The 14,639-nt window shown below is 73.5% G+C and carries 14 protein-coding genes; 11 read left to right on the forward strand and 3 right to left on the reverse strand.

Going from position 1 to position 14,639, the window contains the following annotated elements:
• Nucleotides 1–104: 104 nt before the first annotated feature.
• The 5 genes from rpsB to D4B81_RS05745 all read left to right on the forward strand — a co-directional run bounded on the left by rpsB (nucleotide 105) and on the right by D4B81_RS05745 (nucleotide 4,420).
• The gene (gene rpsB, locus D4B81_RS05725) at nucleotides 105–1,082 is read left to right on the forward strand and encodes a 30S ribosomal protein S2 (protein ID WP_122261513.1); all 978 of its coding nucleotides are present in this window, start codon (nucleotides 105–107) and stop codon (nucleotides 1,080–1,082) included.
• 45 nt (nucleotides 1,083–1,127) lie between these two features.
• Nucleotides 1,128–1,955, forward strand: coding sequence for a translation elongation factor Ts (gene tsf, locus D4B81_RS05730; protein ID WP_122261514.1), 828 nt, complete (start codon nucleotides 1,128–1,130; stop codon nucleotides 1,953–1,955).
• 150 nt (nucleotides 1,956–2,105) lie between these two features.
• The gene (pyrH, locus tag D4B81_RS05735) at nucleotides 2,106–2,885 is read left to right on the forward strand and encodes a UMP kinase (RefSeq protein WP_122261515.1); all 780 of its coding nucleotides are present in this window, start codon (nucleotides 2,106–2,108) and stop codon (nucleotides 2,883–2,885) included.
• Nucleotides 2,886–2,931: 46 nt separating this feature from the next.
• Complete coding sequence (frr, locus tag D4B81_RS05740) at nucleotides 2,932–3,498, forward strand: ribosome recycling factor (RefSeq protein ID WP_122261516.1); 567 nt, start codon at nucleotides 2,932–2,934, stop codon at nucleotides 3,496–3,498.
• Between the two features lie 28 nt (nucleotides 3,499–3,526).
• Nucleotides 3,527–4,420 carry a phosphatidate cytidylyltransferase gene (locus tag D4B81_RS05745; RefSeq protein ID WP_122261517.1) on the forward strand — a complete coding sequence of 298 codons (894 nt, stop codon included), beginning with the start codon at nucleotides 3,527–3,529 and terminating at the stop codon, nucleotides 4,418–4,420.
• A 38-nt stretch (nucleotides 4,421–4,458) separates the two neighbouring features.
• On the opposite strand, the gene rlmN is transcribed toward D4B81_RS05745, so the two are convergent.
• Genes rlmN through D4B81_RS05760 form a run of 3 tightly spaced genes read right to left on the reverse strand, consistent with a single transcriptional unit; the run spans nucleotide 4,459 to nucleotide 7,533 of the window.
• On the reverse strand, nucleotides 4,459–5,628 hold the full coding sequence (rlmN, locus tag D4B81_RS05750; RefSeq protein WP_122261518.1) for a 23S rRNA (adenine(2503)-C(2))-methyltransferase RlmN: 1,170 nt from the start codon (nucleotides 5,626–5,628) through the stop codon (nucleotides 4,459–4,461).
• Nucleotides 5,629–5,680: 52 nt separating this feature from the next.
• Nucleotides 5,681–6,241 (reverse strand): mycothiol transferase, encoded by a 561-nt coding sequence (locus tag D4B81_RS05755; protein WP_122261519.1) that lies wholly within the window; start codon nucleotides 6,239–6,241, stop codon nucleotides 5,681–5,683.
• A gap of 53 nt (nucleotides 6,242–6,294) precedes the next feature.
• A complete protein-coding gene (locus D4B81_RS05760; RefSeq protein WP_122261520.1) occupies nucleotides 6,295–7,533 on the reverse strand; it encodes an LOG family protein in 1,239 nt (412 codons plus the stop codon).
• A 134-nt stretch (nucleotides 7,534–7,667) separates the two neighbouring features.
• Here D4B81_RS05760 and D4B81_RS05765 point away from each other — a divergent pair, with 134 nt between their 5' ends.
• The 6 genes from D4B81_RS05765 to D4B81_RS05790 all read left to right on the forward strand — a co-directional run bounded on the left by D4B81_RS05765 (nucleotide 7,668) and on the right by D4B81_RS05790 (nucleotide 14,624).
• Nucleotides 7,668–9,590 (forward strand): propionyl-CoA synthetase, encoded by a 1,923-nt coding sequence (locus tag D4B81_RS05765; protein WP_122261521.1) that lies wholly within the window; start codon nucleotides 7,668–7,670, stop codon nucleotides 9,588–9,590.
• 106 nt (nucleotides 9,591–9,696) lie between these two features.
• Nucleotides 9,697–10,020, forward strand: coding sequence for a hypothetical protein (locus tag D4B81_RS05770; RefSeq protein ID WP_122261522.1), 324 nt, complete (start codon nucleotides 9,697–9,699; stop codon nucleotides 10,018–10,020).
• Nucleotides 10,017–11,207, forward strand: a complete 1,191-nt coding sequence (locus D4B81_RS05775) for a hypothetical protein (protein ID WP_161965002.1) — start codon at nucleotides 10,017–10,019, stop codon at nucleotides 11,205–11,207. The genes D4B81_RS05770 and D4B81_RS05775 overlap by 4 nt, the downstream gene beginning before the upstream one ends.
• Entirely contained in the window at nucleotides 11,204–12,070 is an 867-nt protein-coding gene (locus D4B81_RS18005; RefSeq protein WP_161965003.1) for a hypothetical protein, read from the forward strand. Before D4B81_RS05775 ends, D4B81_RS18005 begins: the two co-directional genes overlap by 4 nt.
• The gene (dxr, locus tag D4B81_RS05785) at nucleotides 12,067–13,302 is read left to right on the forward strand and encodes a 1-deoxy-D-xylulose-5-phosphate reductoisomerase (RefSeq protein ID WP_122261524.1); all 1,236 of its coding nucleotides are present in this window, start codon (nucleotides 12,067–12,069) and stop codon (nucleotides 13,300–13,302) included. The genes D4B81_RS18005 and dxr overlap by 4 nt, the downstream gene beginning before the upstream one ends.
• A complete protein-coding gene (locus tag D4B81_RS05790) occupies nucleotides 13,299–14,624 on the forward strand; it encodes a site-2 protease family protein (RefSeq protein WP_161965004.1) in 1,326 nt (441 codons plus the stop codon). The genes dxr and D4B81_RS05790 overlap by 4 nt, the downstream gene beginning before the upstream one ends.
• Nucleotides 14,625–14,639: the final 15 nt, after the last annotated feature.

A 14,639-nucleotide genomic window follows, 5' to 3' on the forward strand; every position in this document is an offset into this window, starting at 1 on the left:
ACGCCGACGGCCTCTCCCGCGGTCCCGACGCCACCCGGCGGCGGGTGGGAGGAGTCCCCGGGCCAGGACCCAACTGCACCTGCGACAGAGAGCGAGACCACGGCATGGCCGTCGTCACCATGCGCCAGCTCCTCGAGAGCGGCGTCCACTTCGGGCACCAGACCCGCCGGTGGAACCCCAAGATGAAGCGCTTCATCATGACCGAGCGCAACGGCATCTACATCATCGACCTGCAGCAGTCGTTGACCTACCTCAACGAGGCCTACGACTTCGTCAAGCAGACCGTCGCCCACGGCGGCAGCATCCTGTTCGTCGGCACGAAGAAGCAGGCCCAGGAGTCCATCGCCGACCAGGCGACGCGGGTCGGCATGCCGTACGTCAACCACCGCTGGCTGGGTGGCATGCTCACCAACTTCCAGACCGTCTCCAAGCGCCTGACGCGCATGAAGGAGCTCGAGGAGATCGACTTCGACGACGTGGCCGGCAGCGGTCACACGAAGAAGGAGCTCCTCATGATGCGCCGCGAGTACGAGAAGCTGAGCAGGACGCTCGGCGGCATCCGCGACATGCAGAAGGTGCCCTCGGCCATCTGGGTCGTCGACACCAAGAAGGAGCACCTGGCCGTCACCGAGGCGCGCAAGCTCGGCCTGCCGGTCATCGCGATCCTCGACACCAACTGCGACCCCGACGAGGTCGACTACAAGATCCCGGGCAACGACGACGCAATCCGCTCCGTCACGCTGCTGACCCGCGTCGTGGCCGACGCCGTGGCCGACGGCCTCATGTCGCGCTCCGGCGGGTCCGGCACCAGCGAGGACGTCGCGAACGAGCCGATGGCCGAGTGGGAGCGCGAGCTCCTGGCCGGCGCCGAGGCTGAGCAGCCCGCCGCCGAGCAGCCGGCCGCCGAGCAGCCGGCCGCCGAGGCCGCGACCGAGGTCACCCCCGAGGAGACCACCCCCGGGGAGACCACCACCGACGACGTCGCCACCGGCGCCGAGTCGGCGGACCCGGTCCAGGTCGAGGCGCAGGAGGCTGTCGACGAGCAGGCCCCGGCCGCCGACGACGAGTCCCTGCAGTCCTGAGCACAGGCCACCGAACACCACTCCAGAAGGAGCGAGACAGCACCTATGGCGAACTACACCGCCGCTGACATCAAGACCCTGCGCGAGTCCACCGGCGCCGGGATGATGGACGTCAAGAGGGCCCTCGACGAGGCCGACGGCGACCTGGGCAGGGCCACCGAGATCCTGCGGGTCAAGGGCCTCAAGGGCGTCACCAAGCGCGAGGGCCGGTCGGCCTCCAACGGCCTGGTCCGCGCCCACGTCGACGCGGGCGTGGGCACGCTCGTGGAGATCAACTGCGAGACCGACTTCGTGGCCAAGAACCCCCGGTTCGGCGAGCTCGCCGACACGGTCCTGGCCCAGGCGGTCGCCGTCGGGGCCACCGACGCCGAGGCGCTCCTGGCCTCCGAGCTCGACGGCCGCTCGGTCAAGGAGGTCCTCGACGAGGCCAACGCGAGCATCGGCGAGAAGATCGAGGTGCGCCGGGTGGCGCGCGTCACCGGCGACCAGGTCGTGAGCTACCTGCACAAGACCAACCCCGACCTGCCCCCGCAGATCGGTGTCCTCGTCGCCACCACCGGTGGTGACGAGCAGGTCGCCCGCGACATCGCCATGCACGTCGCCGCGTTCTCCCCGTCCGTGCTGACCCGCGAGGACATCGACGCCACCACGGTCGAGAACGAGCGCCGCATCGCCGAGGAGACCGCTCGCGAGGAGGGCAAGCCGGAGCAGGCGCTGCCCAAGATCGTCGAGGGCCGGGTCAACGGCTACTTCAAGGAGAACGTCCTGCTCGACCAGGCGTTCGCCAAGGACCCGAAGAAGACGGTCAAGCAGGTCTCGCAGGAGGCCGGCGCCCAGGTCACCGGCTTCGCTCGCTTCAAGGTCGGCGTCTGACCACCTGAGGACACAGCCCGAGGGCCCGTCACCGCGACCGCGGTGACGGGCCCTCCGCCGTCCGGCCGGCCCCGGCGCCCCGGGAGCGCGTGGGCGCACCGCCGTGTGGCAGGATCGACCGACCGCCCACGTGACCCGGAGGATCTCCGCATGCCGACCGCTGCCCCCAGCCCCGCGACCCTCCCGACCCCCACCTCGCCGTCCGTCGAGCACGACCCGCACACCCAACGACGGGTCCTCCTCAAGCTGTCGGGAGAGGCGTTCGGTGGCGGGAAGGTCGGGCTCGACCCTGACGTCGTCAGGGGGATCGCGCGCCAGATCGCCGCGGGACAGCGGGCGGGCGTGCAGGTGGCCGTGGTCATGGGCGGCGGCAACTTCTTCCGCGGGGTGGAGATGCAGCAACGCGGGATGGAGCGGGCGCGCGCGGACTACATGGGCATGCTCGGCACCGTGATGAACTGCCTGGCCCTCCAGGACTTCCTGGAGAAGGAGGGCGTCGACACGCGCGTCCAGACGGCGATCACCATGGGCCAGGTCGCCGAGCCCTACATCCCGCGCCGCGCGATCCGGCACCTCGAGAAGGGCCGCGTGGTCATCTTCGGCGCCGGCGCGGGTATGCCGTACTTCTCCACCGACACCGTGTCCGCCCAGCGGGCCCTGGAGATCAAGTGCGACAACGTGCTGATGAGCAAGCACGGCGTCGACGGGGTCTACACCGCGGACCCCCGCACCGACGAGGACGCGGTCAAGCTCGACGAGCTGACCTTCACCGAGGCCCTCACCGGCAACCTCCGTGTCGTCGACGCGGCCGCCTTCAGCCTCTGCATGGACAACGACCTGCCGATGCTGGTCTTCGGCATCGACGGCGAGGACGCCATCACCCGGGCCATCCGGGGTGAGAGGATCGGGACACTGGTCACCTCGGGCTGAGACCCGACGACCACCACGCACGACGCGACGAAGGAGCGAGACCACGATGTCCGAGGTCATCGAGATGGCACTCATGGAGGCCGAGGAGAAGATGGACAAGGCCCTGGAGGTGGCGCGTGACGACATGTCCACCATCCGCACGGGCCGCGCCCACCCGGGGATGTTCGCCAAGCTCGAGGTGGCCTACTACGGCTCGCCGACGCCGCTGCAGCAGCTCGCCTCCTTCACCGTCCAGGACGCCCGCACCCTGCTCATCACGCCCTACGACAAGAGCGCGCTGCGCGACATCGAGAAGTCGCTGCGCGACTCCGACCTGGGCGCGAACCCGAGCAACGACGGCAACGCGATCCGGATCGTCATGCCCCAGCTGACGGAGGAGCGCCGCAAGGAGTACATCAAGCTGGCGCGCACTAAGGGGGAGGACGCCAAGGTCTCGGTGCGCAACATCCGCCGCCACGCCAAGGACGCCATCGACCGGGCGGTCAAGGACGGGGACGTCGGGGAGGACGAGGGCACCCGCGCCGAGAAGGAGCTGGAGTCGCTGACGAAGAAGCACGTCGACGCCGTCGACGAGGTGCTGCGGCACAAGGAGACCGAGCTGCTCGAGGTCTGAGCGCCCGGCACGCCCACGGCATACCCCGATGACCCCAGAGCCCCCCGAGCCCCTCACCGGGGCGACGGTGTCCCGGCGGGCCTACCGCTCCCGGCGCGCGCAGCCCCGGCCCGCCGGGTCACCCCCGCGCGCCGGCCGCAACCTCCCCGCGGCCACCGGGGTCGGCCTGCTGCTGGGTGGGCTCGTCGTGGCGAGTCTGCTGCTCTACCCGTGGGCGTTCGTCGCCCTCATCACGTTCGCGGCCGCCCTGGCCATCTGGGAGCTGGACCACGCCTTCCGGGTCGGGCGGATCTACCCGCCGTTCCCGCCGCTGCTGCTCTCCGCCGGGCTGGTCCCGCTCGCCTACGCCGGTGGTCCCGAGGCGCTCGCGGTCGGTTTCGCCGGTGCGGTGGCCCTGGTGCTGCTCTGGCGCTCCGTGGGCCAGCCCGACGGGGCGGCGCGGGACGTGGCGGGCGGCGTCTTCATCGTCGCCTACGTGCCCCTGCTCGGAGCCATCGCCTCGCTCATGCTCGCAGAGCCCGACGGGCAGTGGCGCATCCTCATCTTCGTGCTGGTCACCGTGGCCAGCGACACCGGCGGGTATGCCGTCGGCGTGCTCCGGGGGCGGACCCCGATGGCGCCCTCGCTGTCCCCGAAGAAATCGTGGGAGGGGTTCGCGGGCTCGGTGGCCGCCAGTGCGGTGGTCGGGGCGCTGGCGGTGGCCCTCCTCCTCGACGGACGGTGGTGGGCCGGTGCCCTGATCGGTGTCGTCGCGGCCGTGTTCGCCACGGTGGGCGACCTGGCCGAGTCCGCGATCAAGCGGGATCTCGGCATCAAGGACATGGGCGACCTGCTGCCGGGGCACGGTGGCGTGATGGACCGCCTCGACTCGATGGTCGTCAACGCGCCGGTCTGCTGGGTGCTGCTCAGTCTGCTCGTCTGACGGGACCGCGCGCGGCCGGTCGCCCCGGCGTCAGACGGTCAGACGGTCGCCGCCAGCTGGCCGCAGGCGCCGTCGATCTCCGACCCCCGGGTGTCGCGCACCGTGGTGGGGACCCCGTGGGCGAGCAGCCGTTCGACGAACTGCTGCTCGACGCCCCGCCGCGAGGCCGTCCACCGCGAGCCCGGCGTGGGGTTCAGCGGGATCGGGTTGACGTGCACCCAGCCCCGGCCCCGGGCGTTGAGCTTCTCGCCGAGCAGGTCGGCCCGCCACGCGTGGTCGTTGACGTCCTTGATGAGGGCGTACTCGATCGACACCCGGCGCCCCGTCGCGTCGAAGTAGCGGCGCGCGGCGTCGAGCGCCTCGTCGACCTTCCAGCGGGTGTTGATCGGCACCAGCTCGTCGCGCAGCTCGTCGTCGGGCGCGTGCAGCGACAGGGCGAGGGTGACGGGGATGCCCTCGCCGGCCAGCTTGTCCATCGCCGGCACCAGCCCGACCGTGGACATCGTGACACCCCGGGCCGACATGCCCAGGCCGGCGGGGGAGGGGTCCACCAGGCGGCGGATCGCGCCGATCGCCGCCCGGTAGTTGGCCAGCGCCTCGCCCATCCCCATGAAGACGACGTTGCTGACGCGCAGCGCCTGCTCCACCGACTCCTCGGCGCCGTCCTCGTCCCCGCCGCGCAGCTCCCCGTGCCGCAGCGCCCGGGCCGCCGCCACCACCTGCTCGACGATCTCGGCCGTCGAGAGGTTGCGGGTCAGGCCCGCCTGACCGGTCGCGCAGAACGGGCAGTTCATCCCGCACCCCGCCTGGCTGGAGATGCACATGGTGACGCGGCCGGGGTAGCGCATGAGCACCGACTCGACCATCGCCCCGTCGTGGAGGCGGTGGACCTGCTTCAGCGTCGCGCCCTCGTCGGCCGACAGGGTGCGCACGGGGGTGAGCAGCGGCGGCAGGAGGGTGGCGACCAGCTCGGCGCGGCCGGACCGCGGCAGGTCGGTCATCAGCTCGGGGTCGGCGACGAGGCGCTCGAAGTAGTGGCGGCTCACCTGGTCGGCGCGGAACCCGGGGACGCCGAGCTCCTTCGCCCACTCCTTGCGACCGGCGACGTCGAGGTCGGCCAGGTGGGTCGGGGCCTTGCCGCGGCGGGGCGCGGTGAAGGTGAGGGACCCCGGGGCGGGGCGGGTCGTGGGCGTGGGCAGCTCGGTCATCCCCTCCAGTGTCGCAGGTATGCCGTGCGGCAGGTGCGCGCCGACCGTCGGGTCAGCGCGGGGGCAGCAGGGGCCAGTCGTGCGGGGGGTCCTCCCCGGCACGACCGTCGATCGCCTCGCGCAGCAGGTCCAGGTGGCCCGTGTGGCGGCCGTACTCCTCGATGAGGTCGTGCAGGTGGCGCCGCACGCTCGGCCGGGCGTCCTCGAGCTCCAGGTGGCCGGGCTGGTCGAGACCGCCGTCCGCGAGCAGGCGCTCGAGGGTGGACCGGGACCGGGCGACCGCCGCCGCCCACAGGGCGTAGACCGACTCCGCGCTCTCGTCCTCGTCCACGGTGAACTGCCAGCGGGCCACGTCGTCCTCGGGCACCGACAACCAGGTGACCGGCGGCTGACCGGCCATCCGCCAGCAGAACACGTCGTCCTCCACCACGGCCAGGTGCTTGAGCAGGCCTCCGACGGACAGCTCGGAGGACGGGACCGGCCGGGAACGGAGCTGGTCGACGTCGAGCCCGTCGGCCTTCCAGCGGAAGGTGGCGCGCAGCCGCTCGAGCGTGCCGACGGCGTGCTCGACGTCGGTGCCGGCCAGGGGCGGCTCCCAGGGTGGGTCGGTCATGGTGGGTCCTCTCGGGCGGGGGCGTTCCCCACGACGCTAGCGACCCCGACGGGTCAACGAGGGTCGGGCAGCGGGGCCTGCGGACAGACCGTGTCCGCGACGAGCGCCGCCGCCTCGTCCACGGTGTCCACGAGGTGGAGCGCACCACCCATCCGCCGCCCCCGGCCGAGCGCCTGCAGCAGCGGCCACACGGGGAGGTGGTCGGTCCAGTGGTGCCGTCCGACGAGGACGACGGGGGGCAGCGGACGGTCCACGAGGTCGACCTCGTAGTAGAGCCGGGTCGCCATCTGCAGGACCTCCTGCACCGTGCCGGCGGCGCCGGGCAGCACGACGAGGCCGTCGCGGGAGTGGGCCAGGAGGAGGTCCTCGCGCAGCGCGTTGGAGAAGAACTTCGCGACCAGCTGGGCGAAGGCGTTGGGCGGCTCGTGCCCGTAGTACCAGGTCGGGATCCCTAGGCTGCGCAGCTGCGGGACGTCTCCCGAGCGCGAGCGTGCCTCCAGCGCGGGCAGCACCCAGGCGGCGATGTCGGGGGCGAAGTCGGGCACCCTGGCCACGGCGTGCAGGGCGTCGGCCAGGACGACCTCGTCGCAGGCCCAGGCACCCAGGTTGGCGGCCTCCATCGCGCCGGGACCCCCACCCGTGGCGACGAGCGACCCCGACTCCGCGACCCGGTGACCCAGCAGTGCCGCCGCGGCGAACTCGTCGGTCCCGCGGCGGAGCGCGTGACCACCCATCACCCCGACCACGCGTCGTCCCTGGACCAGCGCCGTCAGGGCGTCGGACATCGCGTCGTCGTGGATGGCGCGCAGGGCGGTGACGTAGGCGTCGTGCCGGACCGTGGCGTCCTCGAACCAGCGGTAGGCGCGGGCGTCCACGGTCGCGTCGTACCCGTCCTCGGCGAGCCCGGCGTAGAGCTCCTGCGGGGTGTACAGCCGCGCGCGGTAGGGGTCCACCGGTGCGCGGTGGTCGGCCGGGAAGACGATGGCCCCGTGCGCGCGCAGGTGATCCTCCACCTCCTCGTCGAGCCGGCCGCCCAGGATCACGATGCCCCCGAGGTCGTCGCGGGAGAGCAGCAGCTCGCGGTCCCGCCGCAGGTCCAGCCCCTGCAGTCGCAGCCCGCGCAGCGGTGCAGGGGACCGCAGCAGCGAGGCCCAGGTCGCCTCGTCCTCGACCTCGCGCCCGGCCGCCGCGGCGAGGCTCTCGGCGCGCGGGTACCTGACCTCCTGGCTGGGCCGCCACCCCACCGGCACCTCGGAGACCCGGGCGCTGACGGGGCGCTGGAGGCTCGGCATACCCCGACCCTATGCACCCTGGCACCCACCCGCCGGACCGGTGCCTCGTGCCGCCCGGCGCAGCACCCGGCCCGCCCGCCGAGCGGCGCCCACCCCACGGGCGACCAGGCGCGCGCCGGGTGTTGACTTGGCCCATGAGCGACGGAGCCCTTGCCCAGCAGACCTACCGCGACACCGTGGCCGCGAGCCTGCAGGACCCGGCCGGCTTCTGGGGCGAGGCCGCCGGTCTGATCGACTGGTTCACCCCGCCCCGCCAGGTCCTCGACGACAGCCGGGCTCCCTTCTACCGGTGGTTCCCCGACGGGCGGCTCAACGTCTGCTTCAACGCCCTGGACCGGCACGTGGTGCACGGTCGCGCCGACCAGACCGCGCTCATCTACGACAGCCCCGTCACCGGGTCCCGGGCCACCTTCACCTACGCCCAGCTGCTCGACCTCGTCGCCCGCTTCGCGGGCGTGCTGCGCGACCTCGGCGTGGTCAAGGGGGACCGGGTCGTGGTCTACATGCCGATGGTGCCCGAGGCGGTCGTGGCGATGCTCGCCTGCGCCCGGATCGGGGCGGTGCACTCCGTGGTCTTCGGCGGTTTCGCCCCCGCCGAGCTCGCCGCGCGCCTCGACGACGCAGCGCCGAAGGTCGTGGTGTCCGCCTCCTGCGGCATCGAGCCGAGCCGCGTCGTCCCCTACAAGCCGATGCTCGACGAGGCCATCGAGCGCTCGGCACACAAGCCGGACCACTGCGTCATCCTGCAGCGCGAGCAGCAGCGGTGCGAGATGGGCGCGCGCGACCTCGACTGGAAGCAGCTCATGAACCCCGACGCGGTGGCTCCGGCGGAGTGCGTCCCGGTGGCGGCGACCGACCCTCTCTACGTGCTCTACACCTCGGGCACCACCGGGAAGCCCAAGGGCATCGTGCGCGACAGCGGCGGGTATGCCGTCGCGCTGCGCTGGTCGATGACCAACCTCTACGGCGTCGAGCCGGGGGAGACCTGGCTGTGCGGGTCCGACGTCGGCTGGGTCGTCGGGCACTCCTACATCGTCTACGCGCCGCTGCTCACGGGTGCGACGACGGTGCTCTTCGAGGGCAAGCCGGTCGGGACCCCGGACGCCGGGACCTACTGGCGCCTGATCGAGGAGCACGACGTCGTGGCCGCCTTCACCGCCCCCACCGCCATCCGGGCGATCAAGAAGCAGGACCCGCAGGGCGAGCTGGTGCGCGGTCACGACCTCTCCTCGCTGCGCACCCTGTTCCTGGCCGGCGAGCGGCTCGACCCGGACACCTGGCGGTGGGCGACCGACCACCTCGGGGTCCCCGTCGTCGACAACTGGTGGCAGACCGAGACGGGCTGGCCGATCGCGACCAACCCGGTGGGGGTGACCCTGTTCGACATCAAGCCTGGCAGCCCGACGCTGCCCACCGTCGGCTACGACGTGCAGGTGCTCGACGAGAGGGGTACCCCGGTGCCGCCCGGCGTGGAGGGGGCGATCTGCATCCGGCTGCCCCTGCCCCCCGGCACCCTGCCGACCCTGTGGCAGGACGACGACCGCTACGTCTCCTCCTACCTGTCGGCCTACGACGGCTACTACCTGACGGGGGACGGCGGGTACCTCGACGAGGACGGCTACCTCTACGTCATGGGCCGCACCGACGACGTGCTCAACGTCGCCGGGCACCGGCTCTCGACGGGGTCGCTGGAGGAGGCGCTCGCCGGCCACCCGTCGGTGGCCGAGTGCGCCGTCATCGGTGTCCACGACGAGCTCAAGGGTCAGGTGCCGCGCGCCCTCGTCGTGCTCAAGGGGGGCATCGACCTCGACGACGAGGGCCGCCGGCGGCTCGAGGCGGAGCTGGTCCGGCGGGTCCGCGAGGAGGTCGGTCCGGTGGCCGCCCTGCGCCAGGTGGACGTCGTCGACGGCCTGCCCAAGACCCGCTCCGGGAAGATCCTGCGCAGGACGATGAGGCAGATCGCCGACGGCCAGGAGGCCGCCGTGCCCTCGACCATCGAGGACGTGGCTGTCCTCGAGGCGCTCGGGCCGGTGCTGCGCGGGGACCCGACCGGCTGAGCCGGCGCCGCGCGCCTGTGGACAGGCGCAGCGGCGGGTCCCCTCCCGTTCCTATCCTGCTGGAAGTGCCGGGCCATCCGGTCCGGCGCGGGGGAGGGGAGGATCCATGGGGTATGCCGTGCAGGTCGGGCCCGAGGCGCTCACGGCGGACGCGTCGAGGCTGGCGCGGGTGGCGGAGACGGTGGACGGTGTCGCCGACCGGCTCGCGGGCGGCTGCGGGGTGGCGGCGGCCGCGGCGGGAGGAGCCGAGCTCTCGACCGCGCTCGAGTCCGCCGGCCGCACGGCGGCCGGGGCGCTGCACGAGGCGGCGGCGCTCGTCGGCGACCTGGGCCTGGCCACCGACGCGGCCGCCACGGACTACCGGCTGCTCGAGCAGGCGCTGACCCGGCGGTGGGCGGGGCCGCGGGACGACGCCGGGGGGGACCGGTGACCGCGGGAGTGCTGGCGGCGGACCCCGTCGCGCTGCGCTCCGCCGCCGCGTCGCTGCGCGGGTTCGCGCAGTCCCTGGAGGAGTCGTCGACGACGGTCGCCGGGAGCCGTGACGACGGCTCCTGGCGCGGCCTGGCGGCGTTCGAGCAGGGCGCCCGCCGCGCCGAGACGGCGTCGATGCTGCGCTCGCTCGGCGACCCGCTGAGGGGGGTCGCCCTCGGCCTGGACCGGGTGGCGGTCGTCGCGGAGGACGCCGGCGACCGGGTCCGACGGCACCGACGGGCCCTCGACGACGTGGACCACGAGCGCGCGGCGCTGCGGGCCGCAGGACCGCCTCCGGAGCCGGTCGGGGCACAGGGGTGGCAGGCCCGCCTGCGCGCGCTGGAGGACGAGCGGCTCCGGCTCGAGGGCCTCGTGGCGCGGGCGCGGGAGGAGTTCGCCGAGGTCCAGCGGGCGGTGGCGACGAGCATCGAGCGGCAGCTGGGCGCCGAGCTCTACGCCCTGGTCGGCACCCTGGCGCTGCTCCACGAGACGGCCCGGCGGGGCGAGCGGGGCTGGCGGGGCGTCCGGGTCACGACGGCCGCGTTCTACGCCGTGCACCGCCTGCACCGGATGCGGGTGCCCGGCGGCGAGCGGACGCTCCACCTCGTCTCCCAGAGGGTCCGGGACGCCGTGGAGCGGCTCGACCGGCAGCCCCCGGGCTGGGTGGCCAGGGTGCCCGTCGCAGGTCGCCGGGTGGCGGCGGTGGCGGCGAAGGGGGCGCCGCTCCTCGTCCTGGTGGACGCCGTCCCGAGGATGGTCGACGGAGGCGGTCACGCGGGGGCCCGCGGTGTCACGACGAGGGTTCTCGCCGGTCTCGCCGTCGCCGGCGTCGTCGCGGTGGTGGTCGTCCCCACGGCGACCGCGGGGGTCCCCCTGGTCGCCGCCGCCGCCGTGGGTGCGGGCGCCTACCAGGTGTGGATGGGGGCCAGCTGGGCCTACGACCACCGGCACCAGCTCGGCCGGGTGGCCGGCCGGACGTGGTCCACGGCGAAGGACGTGGCAGCCCGCGGGTGGTCGGCGGGCCGCGGCCTGGCCGACCGGACGGTGGACCGGGCAGCCGACCGGGCTCGGTCTGGTCTGGAGCGGCTGCGCCGGCGGTGGTCACTCCCCTCGCCGGGACAGGCCCTGGCCGGGGTCCTCCCGTGATCCTGGCGCTGGCCGTCACGGCGGCCGAGCTCGCCGAGCTCGAGGGCGCGCACCTGCGCTCGCTCGGGGTGGGTGAGGAACCGCTCGCGGGCCGGTCACCGGTGGGGACCGCGGCGGGCACGGCGGCCGCCGCGACGGCCGCCGAGGCCCGGCGCTCCCTCGTGGCCAGGGGGCTGCTCACGGCCGACGGCTCGCTGGTCGGGGAGGGTGGCAGGGACCGGGGCAGGGTCGGGGACGAGGACGAGGACGGGGACGAGGACGAGGACGAGGACGTGGACGAGGACGACGTCGACGGGGCCGGTGCCGAGGCCGTGCTGGTGGTGAGGACGACCCTCGACGTCCGCGTCTCGGCCACGTGCACGATCGTCGTCGAACGACTGGTGACCGCCGCCGAGCCCGACCAGGTCGCGCACGGCGTGCGCCTGGTCCACCTGTTCGACGGCCTCGCCTGCGTCGAGGACGTGGGGGACGACGGTGGTCGTCACCTCTGGCTCGTGCCCGATCCCGAGGAGGTCGTGGGCGCCGTGGTCGCGGTCACCGTGCCCGGGGACGCCACGCCGGGGGAGGGGGCGGCGCGCAGGGCGGCGGCCCACCGCCCGGACGCGATGGGCGACCTGCTCGACGGGCCCACCGTCCTCGCGACGCTGTCGGTGGTGGCCCGCGACGGCGCAATCAGCGGCGAGCACCTCCTCGCGCTGGGTCCGCGCGGGTGCTGGGTCGCCCACGTGGACAGCCCGCGGGGGCCGGGCGCTGACCTCGACTTCCTCCCGGCCGACCCGGGTTGGGTGGCGCGCCGGGTGCGGGACGTGCAGGGGACGGGGCACCCGGCCCCCGTGGGGGAGGAGGGCACAATGGCCCGGTGACGCACCGCACCGTGACCCTCCTCGGCTCGACCGGGTCGATCGGCACCCAGGCCGTCGAGGTGATCCTGGCCCATCCCGAGCAGTTCACGGTCCGAGCCCTGTCCGCCGGTGGTGCCGACGTCGGGTTGCTCGCACGCCAGGCTGTCGAGCTCGACGTCGAGCAGGTGGCGGTGGCGCGCGACGACGAGGACACCCGCGCCGCGGTCCACCGGGCGCTGGAGGCAGCCGCCCGCGAGGCCGGCCGAACGGCATACCGTCCGGAGGTGCTCCTCGGGCCGGACGCGTCCACCGCGGTCGCCGGCAACGGCGCCGACGTCGTGCTCAACGGGATCACGGGGAGCATCGGCCTGCGCCCCACCCTCGCCGCCCTGGCCGCCGGCAGCACCCTCGCCCTGGCCAACAAGGAGTCCCTCATCGTGGGCGGACCGATCGTGCGGGCCGCGGCGGGGCCGGGACAGATCGTCCCGGTCGACTCCGAGCACAGCGCTATCGCCCAGTGCCTGCGGGGGGGTCGGCGGGAGGAGCTGCGCCGGCTGGTGGTCACCGCGAGCGGCGGGCCCTTCCGGGGGATGACCCGCGAGCAGCTGCGGGACGTCACCCCGCAGCAGGCGCTCGCCCACCCGACCTGGGACATGGGCCGGGTGGTCACCACCAACTCCGCCACCCTGGTCAACAAGGGCCTGGAGGTCATCGAGGCGCACCTGCTCTTCGACGTCCCCTTCGACGACATCGAGGTCGTGGTCCACCCGCAGTCCGTGGTGCACTCCATGGTCGAGTTCGTGGACGGATCCACGCTGGTGCAGGCCTCCCCGCCCACCATGCACATCCCGATCGCGCTCGGCCTGTCCTGGCCGGACCGGTTGGTCGACGTGGCCGTGCCGTGCGACTGGAGCGCCGCCGCCACGTGGGAGTTCCACCCCCTCGACCACGAGGCGTTCCCCGCCGTGCGCCTGGCCGAGCAGGTGGGCCGGGCCGGGGGGACCTTCCCGGCCGTCTACAACGCGGCGAACGAGGTCTGCGTCGAGGCCTTCCACGACCGACGGCTGCCGTTCACCGGGATCGTCGACACGGTGGCCCGTGTCGTGGACGCCCACGCCGGCCGCCCCGGGAACGGAATCAGGGCCTCGTCGGTTGACCTGTCCGTGGACCAGGTGCTCGCGGCCGACGCCTGGGCCCGCGACGTCGCCGCCGACCTGGTGGTGGCCGGCACCCACGAGAAGAGCCCCCGTTGATCCTGTACCTGCTCGGCGTCCTCGTCATCGCCGTCGGCATCGCCGTCTCCATCGCGCTGCACGAGGTGGGGCACCTCGTGCCGGCCAAGCGCTTCGGCGTCAAGGTCCCGCAGTACATGGTCGGCTTCGGGCCGACCCTCTGGTCGACCCGGCGCGGGGAGACGGAGTACGGGCTGAAGGCGGTGCCCCTCGGGGGCTACGTCCGGATGATCGGGATGTTCCCGCCCCGGGCCCAGGACGGCGGTCGGCTGCGTCGCGCCACCTCCAACCCGTTCCACCAGATGGTCGAGCAGGCCAGGCAGGACTCCCTGGACGAGGTCGGACCGGGCGAGGAGCACCGTGTCTTCTACCGGCTGCCGGTGTGGCAGCGGCTGGTGGTCATGGCGGGCGGGCCGGTGATGAACCTCCTCATCTGCACCGCCCTGATCACGCTCATCCTCACCGTGCACGGGGTGGGCAACAACACCTCGACGGTGTCCGCCGTCGCGGAGTGCGCCAACACCGACGTCAGCGACGCGGACTGCGCCGGTCAGCCTCCCTCCCCGGCCCTCGAGGCCGGTCTGCAGGTGGGGGACACCATCGTCTCCGTCGACGGCACCGCGGTCACCGACTGGTCCGGGACCACCTACGCCATCCAGAACGCCGGTGAGCAGGCCGTGTTCGTCATCGAGAGGGACGGTGAGCGCCGCAGCCTCACCGCCGACCTGGTGATGCGGGAGCGGCCGCTGATGAACGCCGACGGCACGCTCCAGCTGGACGGGGCGGGCGACCCGGTCTGGGGGCAGGCCGGCTTCCTCGGCGCGTCGCCGACCTTCGTCTACGAGCCGCAGCCGGTGTCCGCGGTCCCGGGCGTGGTGGGGGAGATGTTCACCGGGACCGCCCGCATCATCCTCACGCTGCCGCAGCGGATGGTGGACGTCGCGCAGGCGGCCTTCGGCACCGAGGAGCGCGACGTCGACGGGCCGATGTCCGTCGTGGGCGTGGGAAGGGTCGCCGGCGAGGTCGCCTCCGAGGGGGTCCTGGGCGTCGCGGACACCGTGGCCGAACGGTTCTGGATCGTCCTGTCCCTCATCGCCTCCCTCAACATGGCGCTGTTCGTCTTCAACCTCATCCCGCTCCTCCCGCTCGACGGCGGGCACATCGCAGGGGCGCTGTGGGAGGGGTTGAAGAAGGCGTGGGCCCGGGTACGCGGACTTCCCGTCCCCGGTCCGGTCGACACCGCCAAGGCGCTGCCGGTCGCGTACGCCGTGGCCGTGGGGCTGCTCGGGATGACCGCCCTGCTCATCTACGCCGACATCGTCAAGCCGATCAGTCTCGGCTGACGCCCAGCACGGTCT

This window comes from Ornithinimicrobium cerasi (assembly GCF_003702705.1).
Taxonomy (GTDB): Bacteria; Actinomycetota; Actinomycetes; order Actinomycetales; family Dermatophilaceae; genus Ornithinicoccus; species Ornithinicoccus cerasi.